Source organism: Neorhizobium tunisiense (genome assembly GCF_039631515.1).
GTDB lineage: Bacteria > Pseudomonadota > Alphaproteobacteria > Rhizobiales > Rhizobiaceae > Neorhizobium.
The window spans coordinates 159,339-182,150 of the sequence record NZ_JBDIUU010000002.1; the positions used below are offsets into that span (position 1 = coordinate 159,339).

Consider the following 22,812-nt stretch of genomic DNA (forward strand, 5'->3'; position numbering starts at 1 on the left):
TGATGGATCTTTTCAATAATCTTGCGCTTGGTTTTGCGACGGCGACGTCCATCGAGAACCTGTTTTTCTGCCTGATCGGGGTGCTGCTCGGCACGCTGATCGGAGTGCTGCCCGGCATCGGGGCAACGGCGACGATCGCCATGCTTCTGCCGATCACCTTCCAGCTCGAACCGGTCTCGTCGCTGATCATGCTCGCCGGCATCTATTACGGTGCACAATACGGCGGTTCGACCACGGCGATCCTGATCAACATGCCGGGCGAGTCCTCGTCCGCCGTCACCGCCATCGACGGCTACCAGATGGCGCGCAAGGGCCGGGCGGGGGCCGCTCTGGCGATCGCCGCGATCGGCTCGTTCTTTGCCGGCACCGTGTCGACCTTCCTCGTCGCGATCTTTGCACCGCCGCTCACCCAGATCGCGCTGCAGTTCGGCGCGGCCGAATATTTCTCGCTGATGGTGGTGGGCCTCGTCTCCTCGATCGCGCTCGCTCATGGCTCTATCGTCAAGGCGCTCGCCATGGTGGCGCTCGGCCTGCTGCTCGGCCTCGTCGGCACCGATATCTACACCGGCACGCCGCGCTTCACGCTCGGGATCCGCGAATATGCGGACGGGCTGAACTTCGTGGCGGTCGCAGTCGGCGTCTTTGGCATCGCGGAAATCCTGCGCAATCTCGAAAGCGAAAAGACCCGCACGGTGCTGATGGCCAAGGTCAGCGATCTTATGCCGAGCCGTGAGGATTTCAGGGCGATGGTCGGACCGGTCATCCGCGGTACGGCCATCGGCTCGATCCTTGGCATCCTGCCGGGCGGCGGCGCCATCCTTGCGGCGTTTGCGTCCTACACGGTCGAAAAGAAGGTTTCGAAACATCCGGAAGAATTCGGCCATGGGGCGGTCGCCGGCGTTGCCGGTCCGGAATCGGCCAACAATGCCGGTGCGCAGACCTCGTTCATCCCGCTGCTCACCCTCGGCATTCCGGCCAACCCGGTCATGGCGCTGATGATCGGCGCGATGATCATCCAGGGCATCGTTCCAGGCCCGAACGTGGCAACCGAGCAGCCGGCCCTCTTCTGGGGCATCATCGCCTCGATGTGGATCGGCAACCTGATGCTCGTCATCCTCAACCTGCCGCTCATCGGGCTGTGGGTGAAGCTGCTGACCATCCCCTACTACGTGCTGTTCCCGATCATCATGGCCTTCTGCTCGATCGGGGTCTACAGCGTCAATTCGAACGTCTACGATCTCTATGCCGTCGCCTTCTTCGGCCTCATCGGCTACGCGCTGTTGAAGCTTCGCTGCGAACCGGCGCCGCTCTTGCTCGGCTTCGTGCTCGGTCCGCTGCTGGAGGAGAATCTCAGACGGGCGATGATCCTTTCGCGTGGCGATCCGGCGACATTCGTCCAGCGTCCCATCAGCGCGGCCCTCCTCTTCCTCGCGGCCCTCGTGCTCGTCATCGTCTTCTTGCCGAGCGTCAAGAAGAAGCGCGAGGTCGTCTTCCAGGAAGAGGATTGAGAAGCTGCGGACGGCGCCGCGCGACAGACCGCGCGGCGCTGAAACTCTTGCATGACTTCCTGACGGGTCATGCGGACGGCGCTCCGGGCGGTCAAACCGTCTGGAGCGCCTGCAATTCCTGGATAGGGGCGGGGCCGGCGATCCGCTTCAGCAGCAGCTTGCCCATCAGGAAACCTGCTTCCGCCAGGTCTTCGTAGATCGTCTCCACGCGGGGGCGGATCTGGTCGAACAGGCCCGACGTCTGCTTGGCCACCAGCCTTATATCCCTGCCGAGTTCGAGACGATGGTCGTAGGCGGATGCCATGACGGCGAGCGCCGACACCTCGCCGCCGCAGATATAGCCGTCGGGACGCTCCGGTTCGCCCATGCGGCGGAACAGATAGTCGCGGATGTCGTCCGACTTGCTGTCGAGGGTAACGCCCTTGGCGATTTCGAAGCCGACACCTTCCTCGCGCACCGCCGTCATGAAGCCGTGTTTGAGATGATGGGCGAAGGTGAAGCGCTCCGGCGGCAGGATGATCGAGAGCTTTCTCGCACCCGTGGCGATCAGCTTTTTCGCGGCGTGATACGCGAAGCTGTAATTGTCGTAGTCGACATATGGATGAGCCGTGGCAAGCTCGGTCCGGCCGTGACAGATGAACGGAAAATTGTTCTCCATCAACAGCTTGACCCGTTCGTCCGCCGGCTCGGTACGGGTGAAGACGATGCCGTCGGCCATGCGGTTGCGCATGATATGACGCACCGGTTCAATCTGCGGCGTATCGGAAAAATGCGGCGTTATGACCAGATGATAGGCCGTGCCGCGCAGGGCTTCGGTCAGGCCGTTGATCATCGAGGTGGCATAGCCGAGGATTTCCTCGTGCGGATCGAGGACCAGGCTGATCACGTTGGTGCGGCCGGTGCGCAGGCGCTGCGCTGCCCGGTCCGGCAAGTAGCCGATATCGGCTGCGACCTTGCGGACGCGCTGACGGGTTTCGAGCGCTATCTGCGGCGCATCGGCAAGCGCGTGCGATACGGTCGTGACCGCAAGGCCGGTCAGCTCGGCGATCGTCTTAAGGGTGGGCTTCGCGCCAACGCCGGATTTTGCGGCTGCCCGTCCCGACTTCGCGCGCCGACCCTTGTCCCCCAGGTCTTCCAGCGACATATCCTCTTCTCCTCCGCTCCCGCCCCGGAACCGGAGCGAGCCTCATCTATATCGTTACAAATTTTCCCAAAGTCGCCAGGAATTTTCTCGCATCCTGAGGAAAATTTGGCCATTCGGTGAATTTGCAAGTTTTTTCATCATGTTAAGTGTGACCGCCCAGATATCAAAAACTCATCCGACCGGGTTGACACAGACAGCAATTATATCGTTATAAATCGCCATATCCGGAGAGGAGCCCGGATGCAAAGGGAGATTCTCAATGAATATTCGAATGATTGCCAAACTCGCCGCCGGTGCGGCGCTTATCGCCATGACCGCCGGTGCCGCCAAGGCCGCGGAACAGGTCGAAGTCCTGCATTGGTGGACTTCGGGTGGTGAAGCCGCAGCGCTCAACGTGCTGAAGGAAAACCTCCAGAAGCAGGGCGTCGCCTGGAAGGACATGCCGGTCGCCGGTGGCGCAGGCTCTGCCGCCATGACCGCACTGCGCGCCCGCGTCACGGCCGGCGACCCGCCGACCGCCGTCCAGCTGCTCGGCTTCGACCTGAAGGACTGGGCCGAAATGGGCGTTGCCGCAAACCTCGACGACCTCGCCAAGAAGGAAGGCTGGGACAAGGTTATCCCGGCCGCTCTGCAGAATTTCTCGAAGTATGACGGCCACTGGATCGCTGCTCCGGTGAACATCCACTCCACCAACTGGCTGTGGATCAACAAGGCGGCACTCGACAAGGCCGGCGGCAAGGTTCCGACCAATATCGTCGAACTCATCACGCTGCTCGACGCCTTCAAGGGCCAGGGCCTCACCGCCCTCGCTCACGGCGGCGTTCCGTGGCAGGACGGCACGCTGTGGGAAGCCGTCGTGCTTTCGACCGGCGGTCCGGACTTCTACAAGAAGGCCGTTCTCGACCTCGACCCCGCCGCTTTGTCCGGCGATACGATGAAGAAGGTCTTCGACACGATGTCGAAGCTGCGCACCTATTTCGACCCGAACTTCTCGGGCCGCGAATGGAACCTGTCGACCGCCCTCGTCATCGAAGGCAAGGCCGGCGCTCAGGAAATGGGCGACTGGTCGAAGGGCGAATGGCTGCGCGCCAACAAGAAGCCGGGCACGGACTTCGTCTGCATCCGCTTCCCAGGCACGCAGGGCTCGGTCCTCTTCAACGCCGACCAGTTCATGATGTTCAACGTTGGCGGCGACGCCGAAAAGGCTCAGCTCAAGATGGCGTCCGCCGTCGAAGATCCGGCCTTCCAGATCGCCTTCAACACGGTCAAGGGTTCCGTTCCTGCCCGTACCGACGTCTCGAACGAAAAGTTCGACGATTGCGGCAAGAAGGGCATGGCGGACCTGACGGAAGCCTCTTCCAAGGGCACGCTGATGGGCTCGCTTGCCCACGGTTACGCCCAGCCGGCTGCCATCAAGGAAGCCATGCTGGACGTCATCACCCAGCACCTCAACGGCCAGCTCACCACCGAAGCAGCGCTGAAGCGCCTGCCGGAAGCGGTGAAGGCTGCCAAGTGATCGCGTTTGCGCGAAAGTTCTGACATCCGAGTGGCCGGGATAATCTCCCGGCCACTTTTCAAATTCCGGCTTGCCGGTATCTCTTAGTTCTGGTGTTTGCCGGAGGTCATGATGACGACAATCGAACCGGTTCCCGTGCTTGAGCCGCAAAGACAGGGCCGCTCGGTTGCGGACGGGCTGCGCAACGCGCTGCCGAAGATCGTTCTCGCGCCGTCGTTCGCGGTAATCCTCGTGTTCGTCTACGGCTTCATCCTCTGGACGGTCTACCTTTCCTTCACGACCTCCCGCATCCTGCCGGTCTATAAATGGGGCGGTTTCGATGCCTATTTCCGCCTCTGGTCGCAGCCGAACTGGTATGTGGCGATGCAGAACCTGGCGATCTTCGGCGTCCTCTATATCGGCATCTGCATCATCCTCGGGCTTGGCATCGCCATCCTGATGGACCAGCGGATCCGCGCCGAAGGCGTGCTGCGGCCGATCTTCCTCTATCCGATGGCGCTATCCTTCGTCGTTACGGGTACCGCGTGGAAATGGTTCCTCAATCCCGGTCTCGGGCTCGAGAACACCATGCACAATCTCGGCTGGACGAGCTTCAAGTTCGACTGGCTGGTCAACCCCAAGATGGCGATCTACACAGTCGTCATCGCCGGGGTCTGGCAGGCGTCCGGCTTCGTGATGGCGATGTTCCTGGCCGGCCTGCGGGGCATCGACGGCGAGATCATCAAGGCGGCCCAGATCGACGGCGCCTCGACGGTATCCGTCTATCGACGCATCATCATTCCGCTGCTGCGGCCCGTCTTCCTCTCCGCCTTCATCGTGCTCGCGCATATGGCGATCAAGTCCTACGACCTGGTCATTGCGCTCACCGGCGGCGGACCGGGCAATGCGACCGAGCTGCCGTCCACCTTCATGTATTCCTACACGTTCACCCGTAACCAGATGAATGTCGGATCGGCGAGCGCCGTGATGATGCTGATGGGCATTACCGCGATCATCGTGCCTTATCTCTATTCGGAACTGCGGGAGAGAAAGCAATGAGCGCGACACAAGAAACCGTCAGCGCCGGCGGAGCCCGTACCGCCCGCTATTTCATCTATGGGGCGCTCGTCATCCTGGCGCTGGTCTACCTTCTGCCGCTCTATGTGATGCTGAGCACCTCCCTGAAATCGCTGGACGAGATCCGTGGCGGCGACATGCTGGCGCTGCCTCGTGATCCGTCGATCGCCGCCTGGGTACGCGCCTGGGGCGAGGCCTGCATCGGGGTCAGCTGCGTCGGCATCAAGGGCTATTTCTGGAACTCCATCAAGATGGTGGTTCCGGCAGTTCTCATCTCGACCCTGCTCGGCGCGCTCAACGGTTATGTGCTGACCAAGTGGCGGTTCCCGGGCCACAAGCTGATGTTCGGCATGATGCTGTTTGCCTGCTTCATCCCGTTCCAGGCAGTCTTGATCCCGATGGCGCGGGTGCTCGGCACGTTCGGGCTCTCGAACTCAACCACGGGCCTTGTCATCGTCCACGTGATCTACGGCCTCGGCTTCACGACGCTGTTCTTCCGCAACTACTACGAAGCTTTCCCGGATGAGCTCGTGAAGGCCGCGATGATCGACGGCGCCGGGTTCTTCCGGATTTTCTGGCGTATCCTGCTGCCGAGTTCCGGACCAATCATCGTGGTCACGATCATCTACCAGTTCACCAATATCTGGAACGACTTCCTGTTCGGCGTGTCCTTCTCGTCCGGCACGTCCTCGCCGATGACGGTGGCGCTCAACAACCTCGTTGCCTCCTCCACCGGCGTCAAGGAATACAATGTCGATATGGCGGCTGCGGTGTTCGCAGCGCTTCCGACGCTGTTCGTCTATGTCGTTGCCGGACGCTATTTCGTGCGTGGCCTGATGGCCGGCGCAGTCAAGGGATAACCACACATGAGCTTTCTTGAAATCAAGGATATTCGCAAGAAGATCGGCAATAACGAGATCCTGAAGGGCATCAATATCGAGCTCGAAAAGGGTGGCTTCCTGGTTCTCGTCGGCCCGTCCGGCTGCGGCAAGTCGACCCTGCTCAATGCAATTGCCGGTCTGCTGCCGCCGTCTTCGGGTGACATCGTCATCGACGGCCAGGTGGTCAACGACCTGCATCCGTCAAAGCGCGACATCGCCATGGTCTTCCAGTCCTACGCGCTCTATCCGAACATGACTGTGGAAGAGAACATCGCTTTTGCGCTCGAAATGCGCGGCGTCGAGAAGGTGCAACGCGAGGCGGCGGTCAAGCAGGTCGCCAAGACGCTGCAGATCGAGCATCTCCTGAAGCGCCGTCCGAGCCAGCTTTCCGGCGGCCAGCGCCAGCGCGTTGCCATGGGCCGGGCGCTGGTGCGCCAGCCGCGCGTCTTCCTGTTCGACGAGCCGCTCTCCAACCTCGACGCCAAGCTGCGCGTCGAGGTGCGTGCGGAAATCAAGGCGTTGCACCAGAACACCCACGCCACGATCGTCTACGTCACCCATGACCAGATCGAGGCGATGACGCTTGCCACCAAGATCGTCGTGCTCAAGGAGGGCATGGTGCAGCAGGTCGGTACGCCGGCGGAAATCTATGGCCGCCCGGCCAATCTTTTCGTCGCCGATTTCATGGGCTCGCCGGCGATGAACATGCTGAAGGGCAAGGTATCCGGCGCCAATGGCCAGCAGAGCATCGCGCTGTTTGGAAATGACGGCGTCAGGGTCGCCATGCCGCCTTCCGTGACCACCAGCCTCCCGGATGGCAAGGACGTCATTCTCGGCTTGCGCCCGGAGACGATTACCGATGCCGGTCTTGTGGATCCGCAGGCCCGCGCCACCGCCCGGATCGAGGCGGAAGTGACGATGATCGAACCGACCGGCTCCGACACCTTCGTCACCGGCAAGCTGGACGGCGCGACCTTCACCGCCCGCACCCGCTCCGACGTGCATGTCGAACTCGGCCAGAAGTTCCCGTTCGCCTTCAATCTCGACAAGGCCGTGGTCTTCGATCCGCAGACGACCAGCCGCATCGAATAAGCGGGCAAGCGGGTCTATGTTAGGCGAAAACATCGGCTGGAGGAATACAACCTCGACGGCTTGCGGCTGGATGCGGTCGCCCGTTTCCGGTGCCATCATCCATGCCGAACCGGCGGAGATCGCTGCCGGCGAAAATCTTCCGGGCGTCTCCATGATCATGGCCGTTTCCCCCGATTGAACCTCCGGCTTTCCTCCTGAGAGGGGGAACAATCCCGAGGAGGCGGGGTTGAGTCTGTGTCCTGCGAAACGGGACCAAACCAGACCGAGGAGACAGACAATGGCTAGTGGAAATCATTCCCAATCGGGCGGGTATCGAAACGATCGGATGCGCGACGAGCGTGATTTCGCGCGCGAGTCCTCCAGCGATTATCGTCCGGGTGATACGGGTTACGTGCGCGGTTTCAGCGACGATCCGCGGGGCGGCGATGCAAATCGAGAGGACGGCGACCGCTCACGTTTCTCCCGTTATGGACGCAGCGAACAATGGGCATCCGACGACGGCGGGTTCGAGGCCGGTTATGGTGATTCGGAGCGCTCGCAGGCTTGGGCTCGCGATTCCTATCGCGGCCGTCCTTCCTCTTTCAGCTACGAGCCGGGCCGCAACCGCGTCAACCAGGCCTATGGCGACCGCTATGGCTCGGACTACCGTTTCAGTGGCGAGGGCCGTTCCGGTCCGGACAGCCGCTTCCGCGGTTCCGACGACTACGGCCGCAACCGTAGCTTAATGGAACGCGCCGGCGATGAAGTCGCCTCCTGGTTCGGTAACGAAGACGCCGAACATCGCCGGAAGATGGACGAGCATCGCGGCAAGGGTCCGAAGGGCTATCAACGCTCCGATGCCCGTATCGAGGAGGACGTCAATGATCGCCTCAGCGACGATCCGGTGCTCGACGCATCCAACATCACCGTGACGGTCCAGGGGGCCGAAGTGACCCTCGATGGATTCGTATCGAGCCGCTGGGACAAGCGCCGCGCCGAGGATCTGGTGGACGATGTTTCCGGCGTCCGGCACGTCCAGAACAACCTGCGCGTCAACAATAGTTCAACCGATACGCTGACGGGTTCGACCACGATCTGACCCGGACGGATCCATGCGTCAGGCCGCTGTCGGTGGCCTGACTTCATTCGGGAAGGGAGATCATCATGACCGAAAGCAATGATACCGCCAGAATCCACAAGGACGCCGAGGGGCAGTATGCCAAGTCCCAGGCGGACGGCAAGTCAAACGGCGTCGCCAGCGCCAAACCGACCGTGATAACCGGTTCCGACGACGCGACGCGACACCGCAATCCGCCCGGCAAAAAGGAGCCGGAGAAGGACTGGGATGTGAACTTCGACGTGGCGGAGCGGCATCGGCATACTTGAGCCGCCCCTTTGCGGAAAACCATATCGCCGGCAATCAATCCTTGGCCCGGCCTCCAAAACCAGTTAGAGAAGACCCGCTAGAATATTAGCAGATGGCGGGACACGGAAATGATTAATGCCGGCAGGCGGCACAGGCACCTGCAGCTTTTCTCCATAGGGTAAAGACGCGGAATGTTTAGAGTTTCGCGGTTTTTTCCAACGGCGCCGATCGGTGCCTATCTGGTCGCTCTGGCGGCTGGCGTGGCATTGCCTTTGCTGATTTTCGTCGGTTATCTGATGACGGAGCTGGAGGCGAACGAGCGGGAGATTCTTGCCGCCGAGACCGCCGAGGACGCTCAGTTGATTGCTCGCTCGATCGACCGCGAGCTGCAGGATATGGCGACGACGCTTCGGCTGCTTGTCACTTCGCCGGAGATTGAGGCCGGCGATTTGCGCGCCTTCCACAACCGTACCCAGAACAGCCTCCGGTCCGATTCTCTCTATATTCTCGTCGTCAACGCGGATGGGCAGCAGCGGCTTAATACCCGCGTGCCGTTCGACGCGCCGCTTGGCAAGATCTCCAACATGCCCGCGCTCCAATCGGCTCTGAACAACGGCGTCACCGAAGTCTCCAACGTGTTTTTCGGCGCCACCAGCGGCAAGCATGTCTTCAACGTCACGATGCCGCTGCCCAGGGAGGTTTCCCATTCCGGCGCCGCGATGATCATGACGCAGAATGCCGAGGACCTGCAGAAGCTCGTTTCGACGGAAGGGCTTCCAGCAGGCTGGTCGGTCGCGGTCGTCGATGGTGCCGGAAAGGTCGTGACCTCGCTCGGCGCCCATGGGCTCGTTTCCGGCACGGCGTTTCCGTCTGACATGCTCAAGCTGATGACTGGCTTCAAGGGTACGATCGAGGATATCGACGGCAACCGGCGGCAGATGTACGGCTACGCGCAGATCACCGGCTGGACATGGAAGACCGTCGTCTGGGGGCCAATCGATGCGGCACAGGCGAGCATCCTTACCACGTGGCGGCAGTTGATCGCCGGCGGCGCGATCTTCCTTGCTCTCGGCATGCTGATTGCTTGGCTGGTCGGCCGTCAGCTTCGCATCCCGATCCGGCAGATCGCCGAAATGGCCGAGCGGATTGGCAAGGGCGAGATCGTCTCGCCCGTGGAGACGAAGATCCGCGAGGCCAACCAGGTGGCGATCGCCCTTTCGAATGCCTCCTTCGACCGCAGCGAGGCGGAAGATCGCATTCACCTCATTCTGCATGAGCTGGTTCACCGGACCAAGAACATCCTGACGCTGATCCAGGCGATGATGCGCCAGTTGGCACGCCAGGACACCACGATGGAGGAGTTCCAGAAGGCGATCTCCACCCGCCTGCAGGGCCTCGGCAAATCGATCGAGGCGCTGGCGAAGGAGCAGTGGGCCGGGGTGTCGATCCGCCGCGTCATCGAAATCCACATGAGCACGTTTGCGGACGCGGCCGACCGGGTGGAGCTGCAGGGCACAGATTTTATCCTGAAGGCAGAAGCGGTCCAGAACCTTGGCCTCATCCTCCACGAGCTTGCCACCAACTCGGTGAAATACGGAGCACTCTCCGTACCGCAGGGCAGAGTGCGCATAGCCTGGAAGGATACGGTCAACGAAGATGACGGCGAAAGCCGGCTGGAGCTCGTATGGGAAGAGAGGGACGGCCCCGCGGTCCACGAGCCTTCCCGCACGGGGTTCGGCACGACGATCATCAGGCGCCATGCGGCGGCGGCTTTCGCCGGCCAGGTCGAAGTCGACTTCCGCAGCGAAGGGCTTCGCTGGTCCTTGAATGCGCCGCGCCTGGCCTTCGAACGAGGCGAAGGCGCCGAAACCCTCAAGGACATCGCCATCTAGCGGTTATCTCCGCGAGCGCCGGAACGAAGGTGCGGTTCTCGCCGTTTGGTCGGCCATGGACGCCATGCTCACCACGATCGACCTCGATCAAGATTCCCTCAAGACCATCGGCCTTACCTATGTCAGCGATACGGAGCCTGGTATCCGTCGGCTCAGGCGCGGCAAGGGCTTCACCTACCGCCTGCCGGACGGCACGTTGCTCTCCGATCCGGAGCATCGCCTGCGGATCGCGTCGCTCGGCCTGCCGCCCGCCTATGAGAATGTCTGGATCTGCCTCGATCCGCGCGGGCATCTCCAGGCGACCGGCTACGATTCGCGCGGCCGCAAGCAGTACCGCTATCATCCCGACTGGCAGAACTTTCGCAGCGAACGCAAGTACGACCAGCTCGTCCGGTTCGGTGAGGCGCTGCCGCGGATCCGCCGCAAGGCGAAACGCGACCTGGAGCTTGGCCTCGACAAGTCGGATGCGGTGATCGCCGCATTGGTGGCCCTGATGGACGCGACACATCTGCGGGTCGGCAATCGTCTCTACGCCAAGGAGAACAAGACCTACGGCGCGACGACGCTGCTGAAGCGCCACATGACGCTGTCCGGCGAGTCGGTCACGCTGCGCTTCGTCGCCAAGGGCGGCCGGCGCGTGCAGCACACGTTGAAACATCCCCGCCTGCAGCGCATCCTGGAAGAAATCGCCGACCTGCCGGGCCGGCAGCTGTTTTCCTGGCCAGACGAGCAGGGCGTGCCGCGTCCGATCGATTCGGGCCGGCTCAACGCCTATCTCGCCAACGCCGCCGGGTTCGCTGTCTCGGCCAAGACGTTCCGCACCTGGGGCGGCAGTCTCGCCGCGCTGATGGCTGCCTGGGAGGTGGTGGAAGAGGAGGGCCGGCGCCCGAAGATCAAGGCGATGTGCAAGGCGGCGGCGCAAGCCCTGCACAACACGCCGGCGGTCTGCCGCTCGAGCTACATCCACCCGAGCATTCTGGCACTCTCGGAGGATGTGTCGCCGCTGGAAAAGCTGATGAGGGATAAGGCGGTGCTGAACGGGCCCAGGGAGTTGCGCACCGACGAGCGGCGGCTTCTGGCTTTTCTGAAGGAAGTCTAGACTTCCCGTGTCGGCCGCCCGCGAGGAGGTTGCGGGCGGCCTGGGCCGGGCTGACGTCGATTTACGCCGCCCGGCGATTGTGGCGCCCTTCCTGGACTTCCTCGACGATCTTCGCCACGAATTGCGGCAGATCTTCGGGCGAACGCGAGGTGATGATGCCGTTGTCGACCACCACGGCCTCATCCTTCCAGGATGCGCCGGCGTTGCGGATATCGGTGCGGATCGAATGATAGGACGTCGCCTTGCGACCACGAAGCGCATCGGCCTCCACCAGCAGCCAGGGACCATGGCAGATCGCTGCGACCGGCTTGCCGCTTTTCACGAAGTCCCGCACGACCTTCATGGCATCTTCGTTGTCACGCAGGATGTCGGGGTTGATCTGGCCGCCCGGCAGCACGAGGGCGTCAAAGTCCTCCGCCTTGACGTTCCTGGCTTCCAGATCGACCGGGACGGTATCACCCCAGTCCTTTCTGTCCCAGCTTTTGATCTCGCCCGCCTTGATGGACGCGATCTTGACGCAGGCGCCGCGTTTTTTCAGTTCCTCCAGCGGGACGCGCAGTTCCGATCGCTCATAGCCGTCGGCCGCGAGGATCAGGATGTTGGCGGACTCGATGGTGGTCATGCTGGTCTCCTTTTGTTGGCAGTTCCGTGGTTCGCAAAGCCGGCCTCAGAGCCGGCCGGTAGAGAGGTCCCGGCCGTTGATGGAGGCGGGGACGCTGATTTCCTCACGGGGCGACTTGGGCAACGGAAGGACCACGGCCTCAGGGACGACGACCTGCAGTTCTTCCGGGTGGGGCCCGGCGAAAGTTTTCTTCTGGTGAGTGCCGGTGAGCCTGTTTCTGAGTATTTTTAGAAAGTGTCTCATGATTTTCTCCCGTCGCGAATGCTGGGCGGTTGCCCGTTCACAGGGGAGCAAACCCACCGTCGGAGGATTGGTTCCAACTTTTTCACAGTCGGTTACATAAAGTTATCCGGCTGTTGGAACAAAATTTCCGATGGCACGTTCGGTATCGAATTTTCCCGGCTCTCCTGCTAAGGCCCCCGACCTTCGGCATTCGGCGCGCTGCTTTCCCTTTCTCTCCATCCGCTTTACGATGAAATGCCGAGACACCTGCCGTCGCCGCGATGCTCCGCCGTTGGGGACCGCGGGCAGGGGTGGGCGCTGTTTGCACAGCGCCGGGCCGGGGCTTTGGGAGGAGTAGCCGGATGACGATCCGCTGGAAATATCTCGCGATCCTGGTGATCGTGGCGCCGCTTCTGGGGCTTGGGTTCGCCTGGTCGGGACTGATGAGCGTCAAGGCAAGCACCGGTCATTGGGGGGTCACGGACTGGTTCCTGCACTGGGTGATGCGCAATTCGATCCGTACCGCGGCTCTTTCCATCGACGTGCCGACGCTCGACAACCCGGCGCGGCTGCCGCCGGCGGCTGGGCATTTCGAGACCGGCTGCGCCATCTGTCATGGCTCGCCGGCGCAAAAGGCTTCAGGCGCCGTGCTCGCCATGCTCCCGCCGCCGCCGGATCTGAAGACGGTGGTTCCCGGCTGGAGCGACGCGGAACTCTTCGAGATCGTCAAGCACGGGGTGCGCTTCACCGGCATGCCGGCCTGGCCGGCGCAGGTGCGCGACGACGAGGTCTGGGACATGGTGGCATTCCTGCGAAAGCTGCCGGGCATGGACGGCAATGCCTATCTGCAGGCGTCCGGCCTGCATGGTATCGGCACCGCGGGCGAAGTCTCGCCGCTGCCGATCACCTGCGAAAGCTGTCATGCGGAAAAGCGGCTCAACGGCAACAGCGTCATCCCGCGGCTCGCCGGGCAGTCGGAAGCCTACCTGCTCAACAGCCTGCGTGCCTATGCGCATGGTGAGCGGGCGAGCGGCGTCATGAAGGTCGCGGTCGGGATTTTGGCGGAGGAGAGCCTGCCGGAGCTGGCGGCCTATTATGCCAAGCAGGCGAGACAGCAAAGGCCTTCGGTGCCGGTTGATCTACAGCTCGTGGAAAGGGGCCACGAGATCGCGGAAAGGGGAAGAGCGGCAGACAAAATTCCCGCCTGCTTCAGTTGCCACGAAAAGCCCGGCGGCAATCCTGCCTATCCGCGCATCTCGGGTCAAAACGCTCCTTATCTGGAGCGCCAGCTCCGCCTCCTCCATGCAGGTGTGCGAGGCGGGTCTTCCTTCAGCCACCTGATGACCGAGGTGGCAAAAAAATTGAATGAGGAAGATTTTGCCGCTCTCGCGGCCTTCTTTGCCAGCCGCGAGAGCAGTGGGCCTTGAGTGCAAGGCCACTCTCCTCCCCAGGAGCTTGAAACTCAGACGGGGACGACCATCATGTAGCAGGCGGCGATCACCAGAACAAAGCCTGCTGCTTCTACCCATTCTCTGACCATCGTCGCCTCCATCGCTTCGGTCGTGAATGAACGAGAAAGTCGCATTGTAGTTCCACGAAATGGCCATAAACGTGGCGAGATCGCCTTATATGTGAAATCGCTTGGTTAATTAGGCCTTACTATTTGTCCGCCTCGGCCCTTGCACGGGCGGCTTCCAGGATGGAGCGCACCTCGCGGGCGGCGGAATTTTCGATCGCGAAGGCTCCATCCGGCAACAGGCCCGGGTCCTCCTCGTTGTCCTTGAACGTGGCATCGTCGCGCAGCCGCCTGAGGAACGACGTGATGGTCACTTCGCCGCCGATCATGGCGGACAAGAGCTCGATCAGCAGTTCGCGGTGAGCATTCAGGCGCCCTTCCAGTTCCTGCGGTGTCAGCATCGACATGGTTTCCTCCTCATTCCGTGTTTCGCTTCTTCAAGGAGATAGCGGAGGCAGCGGCAGAGGGAACAATCGCCGGGACCGAAAGTTGACCCTTCAGCAGACAGATGGAGGAAGACCATGGCAGAGTTCGCCAAAACAGAAGGTGGCCACGACCAGCGCGATGTACGCGACCGGCTGATCCTTGCCCTTTACGCCCAGCTGAAAGCCGAACGGCAGACCCGCGAGGCGCTGGAATACGTCATTCGCAACGGTGCCCTGGCGCCCGAGGTGCTGGAAGCCATCGCCAGCGACCCCATCCCGGCCGCATCCGCCGAGGATGTCGCCGCAGTCGAGAAGGTGATCGCGCTCGATGCGCATCGTCGGCAGGCCGCGTTTCGCAGGTCCCATGGAGAAGATGAGACATGAAGAGTTTCGTTGTTGCGCTGTCGACCGTCGTGCTTTTGAGCGCCTGCAGCGACAGCGGCGAGAAACAGAGCGATCCGATCAACAACACGCCACCGCAGCAGTCCAGCAATACGGCGCCTGCGGATCGCAGCCCGTCGCCGCAGACGGGAACGGGTGGGCAGAGCCAAGCGACATCGCCATCCGGAACCACCAATACGACACCGGGTAGTCCGCCGCCGGCGGCCGGATCTGGCAATCCATAGTTTTCCTCAGAGCCCAGGGAACGAAATGTTGTGCCGCACCATTATGACGCCAGTCTTTCAATTGGGTGCGGCATGGATACGAAATCAAACCACTTTGTCATCGAACCCGGCTCCTGGCTTAGGCTCGGGGCCAACTTTGACGGCGAGGGCGTCAACTTCGCGATTTTCTCGGCCCATGCCGAACGGGTGGAGCTTTGTCTGTACGACCCGACCGGCAAGATAGAGATCGCCAGGCTCGAGCTTCCTGAATACACCCATGAAATCTGGCACGGTTATGTGCCTGGATTGAAGCCGGGCTCCCTCTACGGCTTTCGGGTCCACGGCCCGTACGATCCGGAAAACGGCCACCGGTTCAACCCGAACAAGCTGCTGATCGACCCCTATGCGCGCGAGTTCTCCGGCGATGTCGACTGGAACGAGGCGCATTTCGCCTATGACCTTCTGCACGAAGACAAGGATCTTACCTTCGACGAGCGCGACAGCGCGCCGTTCATGCCGAAGTGCCGGGTCATCGATCCGAACGAATTCGACTGGAAGGACCAGAACCGGCCGAACATCGCCTGGCCGGCGACGATCATTTATGAAGCTCATGTGAAGGGCTTCACCCAGTTGAACCCGGCTATTCCGAAAGAGCTGCGGGGCACGTTCGAGGGGATGGGGCACAAGGCGTCGATCGACTACATCAAGAGCCTCGGCATCACCTCTGTCGAGCTGATGCCGATTCATGAGTTCCCGGATGATCAGCATCTGCTCGAAAAGGGGCTGAAGAATTTCTGGGGTTACAATACGATCGGTTTCTTCGCACCCGCCTTGCGCTATTACGGCCCAAAGGGCATCCAGGGTTTCCGTGACATGGTCCGCGCCTATCACGATGCCGGCATCGAGGTCATCCTTGACGTGGTCTATAACCACACCGCTGAGGGCAACGAACTTGGACCGACGCTATCGTTCAAGGGCATCGACAACTTCTCCTATTACCGCACGATGCCGGACCAGCATCGCTATTACATAAACGACACGGGCACGGGGAACACGGTCAATACATCCCACCCCCGGGTGTTGCAGTTCGTGATGGATTCGCTCCGCTACTGGGCAGAATCAATGCATATCGACGGTTTCCGCTTCGATCTCGGCACCATCCTTGGCCGAGAGCCGCAAGGTTTCGACCAGCGGGGAGGCTATTTCGATGCCATCACGCAGGATCCGGTGCTGTCGAAACTGAAGCTGATCGGCGAGCCGTGGGATATCGGTCCCGGCGGTTACCAGGTCGGCGGTTTCCCGCCCGGTTGGGCGGAATGGAACGACAAGTATCGCGACACCGTGCGCGAATACTGGAAGGGCACCAATGTCTCGACGGACTTTGCCGCCCGCCTGCTCGGCTCCGGCGATCTCTACGATCAGCGCGGCCGCCGCCCGTGGGCGAGCGTCAACTTCATCGCCGCCCATGACGGCTTCACCCTGAACGACCTCGTCTCCTACAACGAGAAGCACAACGAGGCGAATGGCGAGGACAATAACGACGGCCACAACGATAACCGCAGCTACAATTACGGTGCCGAGGGCCCGACCGAGGACGAGGGCATCAATGCGGTGCGCGATCGCCAGAAACGCAATTTCCTCGCCACCCTGTTCTTCTCGCACGGCACCCCGATGCTGCTTGCCGGCGACGAGTTCGGCCGCAGCCAGATGGGCAACAACAACGGCTATTGCCAGGACAGCGAGATTTCCTGGGTTCATTGGGAAGACCTTCCGGAGACTTGCGAGGAGCTTCGCGACTTCACCCGCCAGATCATCAAGCTGCGCCAGGAGCAGCCCTTGCTGCGTCGCGAGAACTGGCGTGACGGCCTGGACATCAAATGGTTCAACGCCGGCGGCGGCTTCCAGACGCCCGAACAGTGGGACGAAGGCTCAACGCTCGGCCTCCATATCGGCCGGCCAGACCTCAAGGAAGAGGAGGGTATCTGGCACGACGTGCTGCTGCTCTTCAACCCGTTCGAAGGCAATGTCCCGTTCCGCATCCCGCAGTTCGGGGAGGGTGGCTGGGTACTTGAGCTCACCACGTCCGACCTTTCCAAGCGCGGCCTGGTGATCACCAAGGAAAAGGATTTCGAGCTGGAAGGCCGCAGTCTGGCGCTGTTCCGCAGGCCGTGAGGCGGCCTCGGCCTTTCACCCGTTGTCCATCAAAAAACCGGCCTCTCGGGCCGGTTTCTTTTGGGCTGTCGGGTGAGAAAAATCAGAGCGTCGCGCGACGGATATCCGGGCTTGCCGAGGCAATGTGACCGGACTTCAGCACCAGATTGGCATAGACGGCGGCATATTGCTGGGCGCTGCGTTCCCAGGAGAATTTCGCCTTCATCCCCTGGTTCTGCAGGCGTGCCCACATTTTCGGGTCGGCATAGGCGTGCAATGCACGGCGAAGTGCCAGCCGCAATCCATCCGTGGTCACCGGATGGAACTGGAACCCGGTGGCCACGCGGGCGGACATGGCTGCATCATTGGCATCGATGATCGTTTCCGATAGCCCGCCGGTGCGGGAGACGACCGGGACGCAGCCGTAGCGAAGCGCGTAGAGTTGGGTCAGCCCGCAGGGTTCGAACCGGGAGGGTTGGACGATCGCATCTGACCCGCCATGGACCAGATGCGCCGTCGGTTCGTCGTAGCCGAAATGCACAGCCATCCTGCCCGGAAAACGCGCAGCGGTATCGGCCAGCGCCCGTTCAATCTCCCGGTCGCCCTGGCCGAAGACGATCACCTGACCGCCGTGGCGGATGATCTCGTCCGCCGTATCGGCGAACATATCAAATCCCTTCTGCCAGGTCAGCCGACTGACGGCGGAAAACACGGGACCTTCCTGGGCCGGGTTCAGCCCGAATTTCTGAAGCAGCACGGCGCGGTTCTCGCGCTTACGGCGCAGCGTACCGACATCGTAGTTGCGTGGCAGGTGCGGATCCGTCGATGGGTCCCAGATGTCGAGGTCGATGCCGTTGACGATGCCGCGCAGGACGGAGACGCGGGCATTCAGTACCCCGTCCATGCCCATGCCGAAGCGCGGGGTGAGGATCTCGCGTGCATAGGTCGGGCTGACGGTGGTGATCGCGTCGACCGTCTGAAGGCCGCCTTTCAGGAAACTGATATCGCCGAAATATTCCATGCGGTTCATGGAATAGGCCTCGGGCGGCAGGCCGATGCTCATCAGTACGCCGGCAGGATATTGGCCCTGGAAGGCGAGGTTGTGGATGGTCAGCACGACGGGCGTCATACAGCCGCGTTCGCGCATGTAGACCGAGGTCAGCGCCGACTGCCAGTCATGGGTGTGAACCAGGTCCGGGACCCAGCCAGGCAGTAATCCATCGGCGATTTCTGCTGCAGCGAGGGAGAGTGCGGCGAACCGTCTCCAGTTGTCGGGATGATCGATGCCCTCCTCATCGACATAGGGGCCGCCCGGGCGGTCGTAGAGAGTAGGTGCATCGAGGATGAAAAGGCTGAGGCCTTCGACGCGGGTATGAAGGAGCGCCGCCTTTTCGCCGAGCAGGTTGTCGAAGGTGACCAGCGGCATGGCGCTCTTCAGCTGCTGCATGACCTGGGGGTAACCGGGGATCAGGGAGGTGGTCTCGATGCCGAGGGGGCTGAGTGCCTTGGGCAGAGACCCGGTCACGTCAGCAAGGCCACCCGTCTTCACAAGGGGGAAGATTTCGGAGGTGACCGAAAGAATTCTCATGCCGGGAAGCCCCCGCTTTCCATAACCAGTATTGATCCCCTGTCCCGCTGCGCCGCGCTCATCTCGACGGTGTTCGTCTATCGGGAGGTAAGCGTTCATCATGCGTGCCTCTGCCATCTGCCTGTCTCACCCTCCAGAACGTTTTCGCCCCGGCCAGCGTTCCTCCATCAGGGCGGAACCGAGACCAAGTTCAGACGCAGAAGCCATTTCGATTTTCCAGGATAAACAAACCCGCAGCCGCGACGATGACAGTCGTCGCGACCAATAACGATCGTGATGAAGCTGGGTGGCAGGCGGCGTCAGGCGCCAGCCGGAACCTTCTTGGAACGCTTCTTGGCCGGCTGGACGGCTTCCGGCATGGCAGCGGCCGGTGCCTTGGAAGTTGTCTTTGCCGGAGAAGCCTTGGCAGCGGCGGTTTTCGCGGCCGGTTTGGGAGTTGCAGCCTTCGACGCCGCTTTCGGCGGCTTCACGGCGGTGGCGGACTTGCCGCGCGATCCCGCCGCGGGTTTTTTTGAAGCGGTCGGCCCGAGCGTCGCATATTCCAGCTTCGCTCTCTCCCAATGCTCTCTATCCTTGCCCGAGGGATAGCCTTCTTCTTCCCACAACGTGTAGGCCCGTTTTCTGATCCAGACTTCTTCGGATTCCGCCATTCTTGTCTCCATTCGCCCAAGCGCCCAAACGTGCGCAGCGCAGAAAAGTTCCCTGGTAAAAACGAAAAATCGCAACCCGGCCGAGACGTGGCCAACACTCGAAAAAAAACTTCCCCGGAGGCGGAACTTTTGGTCCCGAATATACTTATGGCCGCCGGGAAGGAGATACATCCAATGGGAAAGTACTGCGATATCGTCCCACACGCAACTGGCTGGGTCTATGTCATAGACGGCGTCCAGTCTGCGTCTCATTACCACACATATGAACTTGCCATGGAGGCCGCCAAGGCCCATGTGGCGCGCGATCGAAGCGTACGGGTCGAGATTTTTCGCCGGCAGGCGCCGAACGGCGAGATGTTGCCGGTTCCGCCCCTGCACGGACACACCGACGCTTCGGTTTCGAGGCGATCTTTCCCGGCTTGAGGAGGCCGGAAAAGAGAGGAAAAGCCCGACTTCGGTCGGGCTTTTTTGTGTGCTGGAGCAACGAAAAAGGCGCGGCCGAAGCCACGCCCTTCTTCCGAACTTCCGAAATTACGCAGCCTTCTTGGCAGCCGTGTTGACGGCAGTCTTGGCAAGGACCGTCAGAGCTTCGTCGGTCTTGCTTTCCTCGGCGAGTGTCTGTTCGAGAAGCGTTACAGCGTCCCGGTGACCGAGCTGCTGGGCCCAGGCGCGCAGGGTGCCGTAGCGGCTGATCTCGTAGTGTTCGACTGCCTGCGCGGCGGCGAGCAGGCCAGCATCGAGAGCCGGAGTGCCCTTGAACTCGTCAAGGATTTCCTCGCCTTCTTCGATGATGCCGTCGATCGCGGGGCAGGTCTTGCCCTGGGCCCGCTTGCCGATGATCTCGAAGACCTGCTTCAGGCGATCGATCTGGCCTTCTGTTTCTTCCCTGTGCTTTTCGAATGCCGCTTTCAGCTTTGGATCCTGGGCGCCCCGCGCCATCTTCGGCAACGCCTTCACGATCTGGCGCTCGGCGTAGTAGATGTCCTTCAGGGTTTCATGGAAAAGGTCGTCGAGGGTCTTGTTGGCCATTTGTGTCTCTCCTTGGATGGGTTCTTATGGCAAGGGATTGCGAGGCACCTAACGAGCAGGTGGCTCGCAGGTTCCACGGCGATCAGTGCCTTTCGGGGGCAATTCGAAGATTGTTGCGGCAGGCGGTGACACCCTCGATGTCGAGGACGGCTTCTTCGGCCCGGGTCTTGTCGGCGAAGTGCGCGACGTAACCTTCCAGGGTCACCTCGCCGTTCTCCACCGATACCGTCATGTTGGTCGGGTCGAGAAAGGCGTCCTGCGTCAGGTGCTCGTTGACGTCCTGTGCGATCAGATTGTCGGGCCGTTCGTAACCACTCGGTCCCTTGCCGATCTGCTTTTCCTGCTCCGGTCCCTCGGCAAAGATATTGGCTTCGCCCTGAAGATAACCGCTCGGGCGGCTTTCCGCCGGGCCCTCCCACCGAGGCCATTGCGAGGTCTCGCCGGGACGGCCAGCTTTCGGCTGCTCATTCTTCATCGGCTTTCTCCTTCTCAGGGGCATGATCGCCCGCAGCGGAGAAACCCATGGTTGCCGGAAAAGTTCCGCGCGAGTTGATGGAACCGGAAGGCGCGAACCGCGTTTTAACCGTCAACTAGAAAAATGCCTATGACGGGAGAGAGACATGCAGGACAGGCTGAAGATTTACCGGCTGGTGCCGACAGCTGCGCCGAAGGATCCAAACTGGCAGAACTCGCCACCGCATGGCGAAGTGGTGGTTCGGGCAAAGACCGCCGGCGACGCGCGGCTCGTGGCAAGCCAGGCGGAACTGGATTTCATGGAAATCGATGCTTCGCCCTGCGAGGGCAATTCGACCGAGATGGCGAGCGCCTTCCGTAGCGACAAGCTCTATACGGTGATAGAGGACACCAGCTGCCGGTTCGCGCCGAACGGGCCGCGGGGCGTGATCGGCGGCCGTGTGCGCATCGACAACCTGATTTCGACCCAGCTTTGATCGCTTGAGACGGACGTACACGAGACGGAGAATATCAGTCGGTGCGACCGTCGATCTTTTCGGCGAGTGCCCTCTGCAGCTCGCGTGCCAGGTCGAGCAGCCGATCAGGAACCTCTTCCTTCTCGATTTCGGTCAGAAGGACCGAGACCTTACGGTTAACCCGCCGCCCCATCCTGATGTCCTGTTCCGCAACCGGAGTGTCTCGTTTCGTCATCCCGACCTCTGACGTATTCACCGCCGGCGCATCCGTTGCCGAACAATGTCCGTCCGCCATAACCTTACATTAGCTTTCCATACATCATTACGGCTAACTTCGGATATCCCGAAAAAGTCACAGAGGACAAATGAAATAAAGCGACTCCCTATCCGGGAGCCGCCTCATTTGTTCCAGAGTTTTTGGACACTCAGTGCGTGGGCGGTCGCGGCGTGCCAGACGGAATGGACGTAACCGTGCTCGAGACGGGATCGCTCGCCGGAAACGTATCTTCCAGGCCTTCGTTGAGCTGCTCGTCCAGCTCCTTCTTTTCGCCGCGGTGGCGAGCCGACTGTTCGGTCTTCTTGTCCGAGTTGTTCCGCGCAGAGTCCGGGGTGCTGTTGGTGCTCATCTGATTTCTCCTGGCCTTGTTTCATCACGAAAACGGTTTGGATCGAACGTTTGTTCCGGAACCAAGCGGCGGCAGCGCGGGTTATCGCGAGAGCGAAGGAGTATTCCGTGGCGCCGCGCGTATTCTGGAAAGGTTATCTAAAGCTCTCGCTCGTCACCTGCCGCGTGACGATGACGCCGGCCGTCTCCGAAGGCGCCAAGGTGCGGTTCCACAATATCAACCGCAAGACCAACAATCGCGTTCTCAGCCGGTATGTCGATGCGCAGACCGGTGAGGTGGTCGAGGACGAAGATCAGGTCAAGGGCTATCCGAAGGGCGAAGACGACTATGTTCTTCTCGAAGACGAAGAGATCGAGGATGTCGGGCTCGAAAGCACCCGTACGATCGATATCGAGACTTTCGTGCCGGCGGACTCGATCGACTGGATCTGGTACGACCGGCCGCATTACCTGGCGCCGGACGACGAGGTGAGTGCCGAGGCGTTTGCGGTAATCCGGGAGGCCATGGCAAAGACCGGCACCGGCGGCATTGCCCGGCTCGTCATGTATCGTCGCGAGCGGGCGGTCCTGCTGCTGCCCAAGGACAAGGGGATCGTGGTCTGGACCTTGCGTTACGGCGACGAAGTCCGCGACGCCGACGAATACGCCGTCGAGAAACCGAAGGAGAAGGCTGATGCCGAGCACCTGTCGATGATGAAGAAGATCATCGACGAGCGCACCGAAGCGTGGAAGCCTTCGATGGCGGACGACCCGGTCCAGGACCGGCTGCTCGAAATCATCGCCGAGCGCAAGAAGAGCCGGAAGACCAGGAAGAAGGTCGAGGAGAAGACGCCCGAGCGCAGCAGCAATGTGATCGACATCACTGCGGCGCTGAAGAAGAGCCTGGAGGCGGAGCGGAAGGGGCGGAAGTGAGGGGC

The 22,812-nt window shown here is 61.5% G+C and carries 28 protein-coding genes; 17 read left to right on the forward strand and 11 right to left on the reverse strand.

What is annotated here, in order from left to right; genetic code table 11:
- Nucleotides 1–2: 2 nt before the first annotated feature.
- Nucleotides 3–1,508, forward strand: a complete 1,506-nt coding sequence (locus ABCW43_RS09820) for a tripartite tricarboxylate transporter permease (RefSeq protein ID WP_345923677.1) — start codon at nt 3–5, stop codon at nt 1,506–1,508.
- A 91-nt stretch (nt 1,509–1,599) separates the two neighbouring features.
- Here ABCW43_RS09820 and ABCW43_RS09825 read toward each other — a convergent pair whose 3' ends face one another.
- Nucleotides 1,600–2,652, reverse strand: a complete 1,053-nt coding sequence (locus ABCW43_RS09825; protein WP_345923679.1) for a LacI family transcriptional regulator — start codon at nt 2,650–2,652, stop codon at nt 1,600–1,602.
- A 265-nt stretch (nt 2,653–2,917) separates the two neighbouring features.
- On the opposite strand from ABCW43_RS09825, the gene ABCW43_RS09830 reads away from it, so the two are divergent.
- The 9 genes from ABCW43_RS09830 to ABCW43_RS09870 all read left to right on the forward strand — a co-directional run bounded on the left by ABCW43_RS09830 (nt 2,918) and on the right by ABCW43_RS09870 (nt 11,533).
- A complete protein-coding gene (locus ABCW43_RS09830) occupies nt 2,918–4,168 on the forward strand; it encodes an ABC transporter substrate-binding protein (protein WP_345925401.1) in 1,251 nt (416 codons plus the stop codon).
- Nucleotides 4,169–4,276: 108 nt separating this feature from the next.
- On the forward strand, nt 4,277–5,206 hold the full coding sequence (locus tag ABCW43_RS09835) for a carbohydrate ABC transporter permease (RefSeq protein ID WP_445738920.1): 930 nt from the start codon (nt 4,277–4,279) through the stop codon (nt 5,204–5,206).
- Entirely contained in the window at nt 5,203–6,084 is an 882-nt protein-coding gene (locus tag ABCW43_RS09840; RefSeq protein WP_345923680.1) for a carbohydrate ABC transporter permease, read from the forward strand. Before ABCW43_RS09835 ends, ABCW43_RS09840 begins: the two co-directional genes overlap by 4 nt.
- Nucleotides 6,085–6,090: 6 nt before the next feature.
- Complete coding sequence (locus ABCW43_RS09845) at nt 6,091–7,197, forward strand: ABC transporter ATP-binding protein (protein ID WP_345923682.1); 1,107 nt, start codon at nt 6,091–6,093, stop codon at nt 7,195–7,197.
- 16 nt (nt 7,198–7,213) lie between these two features.
- On the forward strand, nt 7,214–7,375 hold the full coding sequence (locus ABCW43_RS09850; RefSeq protein ID WP_345923684.1) for a hypothetical protein: 162 nt from the start codon (nt 7,214–7,216) through the stop codon (nt 7,373–7,375).
- Between the two features lie 99 nt (nt 7,376–7,474).
- On the forward strand, nt 7,475–8,275 hold the full coding sequence (locus ABCW43_RS09855; protein ID WP_345923686.1) for a BON domain-containing protein: 801 nt from the start codon (nt 7,475–7,477) through the stop codon (nt 8,273–8,275).
- Between the two features lie 65 nt (nt 8,276–8,340).
- A complete protein-coding gene (locus tag ABCW43_RS09860) occupies nt 8,341–8,562 on the forward strand; it encodes a hypothetical protein (protein WP_345923688.1) in 222 nt (73 codons plus the stop codon).
- 171 nt (nt 8,563–8,733) lie between these two features.
- Entirely contained in the window at nt 8,734–10,434 is a 1,701-nt protein-coding gene (locus ABCW43_RS09865) for an HWE histidine kinase domain-containing protein (RefSeq protein ID WP_345923690.1), read from the forward strand.
- Nucleotides 10,435–10,498: 64 nt separating this feature from the next.
- Nucleotides 10,499–11,533 (forward strand): DNA topoisomerase IB, encoded by a 1,035-nt coding sequence (locus ABCW43_RS09870; RefSeq protein ID WP_345923692.1) that lies wholly within the window; start codon nt 10,499–10,501, stop codon nt 11,531–11,533.
- A gap of 61 nt (nt 11,534–11,594) precedes the next feature.
- On the opposite strand, the gene ABCW43_RS09875 is transcribed toward ABCW43_RS09870, so the two are convergent.
- Both ABCW43_RS09875 and ABCW43_RS09880 read right to left on the reverse strand, forming a co-directional pair.
- Complete coding sequence (locus ABCW43_RS09875; RefSeq protein ID WP_345923694.1) at nt 11,595–12,155, reverse strand: type 1 glutamine amidotransferase domain-containing protein; 561 nt, start codon at nt 12,153–12,155, stop codon at nt 11,595–11,597.
- Between the two features lie 45 nt (nt 12,156–12,200).
- Nucleotides 12,201–12,398 carry a hypothetical protein gene (locus ABCW43_RS09880; protein WP_345923696.1) on the reverse strand — a complete coding sequence of 66 codons (198 nt, stop codon included), beginning with the start codon at nt 12,396–12,398 and terminating at the stop codon, nt 12,201–12,203.
- Between the two features lie 341 nt (nt 12,399–12,739).
- Between ABCW43_RS09880 and ABCW43_RS09885 the strand changes: the two genes are divergently transcribed.
- On the forward strand, nt 12,740–13,804 hold the full coding sequence (locus tag ABCW43_RS09885; RefSeq protein ID WP_345923698.1) for a c-type cytochrome: 1,065 nt from the start codon (nt 12,740–12,742) through the stop codon (nt 13,802–13,804).
- 35 nt (nt 13,805–13,839) lie between these two features.
- Here the strand turns inward: ABCW43_RS09885 and ABCW43_RS09890 are convergent, their stop codons facing one another.
- Complete coding sequence (locus tag ABCW43_RS09890; protein WP_345923700.1) at nt 13,840–13,962, reverse strand: hypothetical protein; 123 nt, start codon at nt 13,960–13,962, stop codon at nt 13,840–13,842.
- 74 nt (nt 13,963–14,036) lie between these two features.
- Nucleotides 14,037–14,300 (reverse strand): hypothetical protein, encoded by a 264-nt coding sequence (locus ABCW43_RS09895; RefSeq protein WP_345923702.1) that lies wholly within the window; start codon nt 14,298–14,300, stop codon nt 14,037–14,039.
- 114 nt (nt 14,301–14,414) lie between these two features.
- On the opposite strand from ABCW43_RS09895, the gene ABCW43_RS09900 reads away from it, so the two are divergent.
- The 3 genes from ABCW43_RS09900 (at nt 14,415) to glgX (ending at nt 17,095) form a co-directional block, all read left to right on the forward strand.
- Nucleotides 14,415–14,702: a hypothetical protein gene (locus ABCW43_RS09900; protein WP_345923704.1), complete on the forward strand. Its 288-nt coding sequence runs from the start codon at nt 14,415–14,417 to the stop codon at nt 14,700–14,702.
- The gene (locus tag ABCW43_RS09905) at nt 14,699–14,944 is read left to right on the forward strand and encodes a hypothetical protein (RefSeq protein ID WP_345923706.1); all 246 of its coding nucleotides are present in this window, start codon (nt 14,699–14,701) and stop codon (nt 14,942–14,944) included. Before ABCW43_RS09900 ends, ABCW43_RS09905 begins: the two co-directional genes overlap by 4 nt.
- A 72-nt stretch (nt 14,945–15,016) precedes the next feature.
- Nucleotides 15,017–17,095, forward strand: a complete 2,079-nt coding sequence (gene glgX / locus ABCW43_RS09910; RefSeq protein WP_345923708.1) for a glycogen debranching protein GlgX — start codon at nt 15,017–15,019, stop codon at nt 17,093–17,095.
- Nucleotides 17,096–17,177: 82 nt separating this feature from the next.
- Here the strand turns inward: glgX and glgA are convergent, their stop codons facing one another.
- Nucleotides 17,178–18,662, reverse strand: coding sequence for a glycogen synthase GlgA (gene glgA, locus ABCW43_RS09915; protein WP_345923710.1), 1,485 nt, complete (start codon nt 18,660–18,662; stop codon nt 17,178–17,180).
- Between the two features lie 299 nt (nt 18,663–18,961).
- Nucleotides 18,962–19,312: a DUF2934 domain-containing protein gene (locus ABCW43_RS09920; protein WP_046634362.1), complete on the reverse strand. Its 351-nt coding sequence runs from the start codon at nt 19,310–19,312 to the stop codon at nt 18,962–18,964.
- Nucleotides 19,313–19,486: 174 nt separating this feature from the next.
- On the opposite strand from ABCW43_RS09920, the gene ABCW43_RS09925 reads away from it, so the two are divergent.
- Entirely contained in the window at nt 19,487–19,735 is a 249-nt protein-coding gene (locus tag ABCW43_RS09925; protein ID WP_345923714.1) for a hypothetical protein, read from the forward strand.
- Nucleotides 19,736–19,843: 108 nt separating this feature from the next.
- Here ABCW43_RS09925 and ABCW43_RS09930 read toward each other — a convergent pair whose 3' ends face one another.
- A complete protein-coding gene (locus ABCW43_RS09930) occupies nt 19,844–20,341 on the reverse strand; it encodes a YciE/YciF ferroxidase family protein (RefSeq protein WP_345923716.1) in 498 nt (165 codons plus the stop codon).
- Between the two features lie 82 nt (nt 20,342–20,423).
- Nucleotides 20,424–20,816 carry a BON domain-containing protein gene (locus ABCW43_RS09935; RefSeq protein ID WP_345923718.1) on the reverse strand — a complete coding sequence of 131 codons (393 nt, stop codon included), beginning with the start codon at nt 20,814–20,816 and terminating at the stop codon, nt 20,424–20,426.
- 145 nt (nt 20,817–20,961) lie between these two features.
- Here ABCW43_RS09935 and ABCW43_RS09940 point away from each other — a divergent pair, with 145 nt between their 5' ends.
- On the forward strand, nt 20,962–21,291 hold the full coding sequence (locus tag ABCW43_RS09940; RefSeq protein WP_345923720.1) for a hypothetical protein: 330 nt from the start codon (nt 20,962–20,964) through the stop codon (nt 21,289–21,291).
- Nucleotides 21,292–21,325: 34 nt separating this feature from the next.
- Here the strand turns inward: ABCW43_RS09940 and ABCW43_RS09945 are convergent, their stop codons facing one another.
- Together ABCW43_RS09945 and ABCW43_RS09950 are read right to left on the reverse strand one after the other, a co-directional pair.
- A complete protein-coding gene (locus ABCW43_RS09945) occupies nt 21,326–21,505 on the reverse strand; it encodes a hypothetical protein (RefSeq protein ID WP_345923722.1) in 180 nt (59 codons plus the stop codon).
- Between the two features lie 190 nt (nt 21,506–21,695).
- Complete coding sequence (locus ABCW43_RS09950; RefSeq protein ID WP_345925494.1) at nt 21,696–21,896, reverse strand: hypothetical protein; 201 nt, start codon at nt 21,894–21,896, stop codon at nt 21,696–21,698.
- Between the two features lie 107 nt (nt 21,897–22,003).
- Here ABCW43_RS09950 and ku point away from each other — a divergent pair, with 107 nt between their 5' ends.
- Nucleotides 22,004–22,807: a non-homologous end joining protein Ku gene (gene ku / locus ABCW43_RS09955; RefSeq protein WP_345923724.1), complete on the forward strand. Its 804-nt coding sequence runs from the start codon at nt 22,004–22,006 to the stop codon at nt 22,805–22,807.
- The last annotated feature ends 5 nt before the right edge of the window (nt 22,808–22,812 follow it).